At 66.1% G+C, this 2054-nt stretch carries 2 protein-coding genes; both read left to right on the top strand.

Annotation, left to right across the window (positions count from 1 at the left end; all coding sequences use genetic code 11):
• Positions 1–925: methyl-accepting chemotaxis protein (locus VIM12_RS07235; protein ID WP_331940945.1), on the top strand; the 925-nt coding region annotated here is incomplete at its 5' end.
• A 173-nt stretch (positions 926–1098) separates the two neighbouring features.
• Positions 1099–2054: methyl-accepting chemotaxis protein (locus VIM12_RS07240; protein WP_331940946.1), on the top strand; the 956-nt coding region annotated here is incomplete at its 3' end.

The following is a 2054-nucleotide window of genomic DNA, read 5'->3' on the forward strand; positions in this document are numbered from 1 at the left end:
CATCGGCGTGGCGTCGCGCGAGATTGCGTCGGGCAATGCCGACCTGTCGTCGCGCACGGAATCGCAGGCGAGCTCGCTGGAGGAGACGGCGTCGTCGATGGAGGAGCTGACGTCGACGGTGAAGCAGAATGCCGAGAATGCGCGCCAGGCCAACCAGCTGGTGGTGTCGGCCTCGGACGTGGCATTGCGCGGCGGCGAGGTGGTGGGGCAGGTGGTGCAGACGATGGCCTCGATCAAGGACAGCTCGCGCAAGATCGTGGACATCATCGGCGTCATCGACGGCATCGCGTTCCAGACCAACATCCTGGCCCTGAATGCGGCGGTGGAAGCGGCGCGTGCGGGCGAGCAGGGGCGGGGTTTTGCGGTGGTGGCGGCGGAAGTGCGCAGCCTGGCGCAGCGGTCGGCCGGTGCGGCCAAGGAGATCAAGTCGCTGATCGGCGACTCGGTGGAGAAGGTGGACGCCGGCAGCAACCTGGTGGATGTGGCGGGCAAGACGATGGGGGAGATCGTGACCTCGGTCAAGCATGTGGCCGACATCATGAACGAGATCAGTGCGGCGAGCCAGGAGCAGAGTTCGGGGATCGAGGAAGTGAACCGGGCGATTGCACAGATGGACGAGATGACGCAGCAGAACGCGGCCCTGGTGGAGCAGGCGGCGGCGGCGGCCGACAGCATGCAGACCCAGGCGGCGGCGCTGGCCCAGGCGGTCGCGGTGTTCCGGGTGGACGGTGCGGCGGCGGCGGCGGCCGCGGGCACGGGCGCGCAAGCGCCGGCGGCGCGATCCCAGGTGGCGCCGGTGCAGCGGCGATCGACCGCGCCGGTTGTCGTGCAGTCCGCTGTGCGGGCACCGGTGCGCACGCCGATCGCTGCGCATCCGACCGGCACGCCGGCAGGGCGCAGCGGGGATGATTGGGAAGAGTTCTAGGCAAACTGGCAAGACATGCGTCGCGCCAGGTGTACACGCAGTGAAAAATTCAGGGCATTGCGCGAGCTTGTATAGGCGTAAACGTTGTCCAACGGTAATATGACTTCGCCCCCGCATGCGCGGGAATACGGTACTTTGCAGCACGACCAGTCTCGACACAGGGAGCAACAAACATGAACCTGCGCAACTTTCGCATCGGCGTCCGTCTCGGCCTGGGATTCGGGATCATCCTGGCCATCCTTGCCCTGATGGTCATCGCGGGCAATGCGCTCACCACCAGGAACAAGCAGAACCTGATAGAGGGGCTGGAACAGGCCAATACCAAGCTGCACCTGGCGTCGACCATGAAGAGCGCGCTGCTCGAGGGCGGCGTCGCCATGCGCAACATCGGCCTGCAGTCGGAAGTGGGTGCGATGCAAAGGGAAGAGCAGCGTGCCAAGGTGCAGAGCAAGCGCTATACCGACGCACGCGACAAGCTGATGGCGCTCGGCCTGACCGAGGACGAGAAGAAGATCGTCGCCGAAATCGGCAAGCTGGACCAGGAAATCGCGGCGCCGCTCAAGGACGCAATCGGCCAGGCGCTCGCCTTCAACAGCGAAGGCGCGATCAAGATCATCGTCGAGAAGATCGACCCGCCGAACCAGAAGGCGGTCGTGGAGATGGACAAGCTGGTCGAGTTGCAGCAGGCGGCCGCGGCGGCGCTGCTCAAGGATTCTGTCGCCGCCGACAACCGGGTGATGGCGCTGCTGTTCGGCCTGGGCGCCATCGCCCTGGCAATCGGCGGCTTCTTCGCCTGGATCATCACCCGCAGCATCGCCGGCCCCCTCAATGAAGCGGTGGTCGTGGCGGGCCGCGTTGCGACCGGCGACCTCACTTCCCGCATCGACCAGCAGAGCAAGGACGAGATCGGCCAGCTGTTCGACGCACTGCGCCTGATGAACAGCAGCCTGGGCGAGATCGTCGGCAACGTCCGCGCCGGCACCGAGAGCATCGGCGTGGCGTCGCGCGAGATTGCGTCGGGCAATGCCGACCTGTCGTCGCGCACGGAATCGCAGGCGAGCTCGCTGGAGGAGACGGCGTCGTCGATGGAGGAGCTGACGTCGACGGTGAAGCAGAATGCCGAGAATGC

Source organism: Noviherbaspirillum sp., from assembly GCF_036563305.1.
Classification (GTDB): domain Bacteria; phylum Pseudomonadota; class Gammaproteobacteria; order Burkholderiales; family Burkholderiaceae_D; genus Noviherbaspirillum.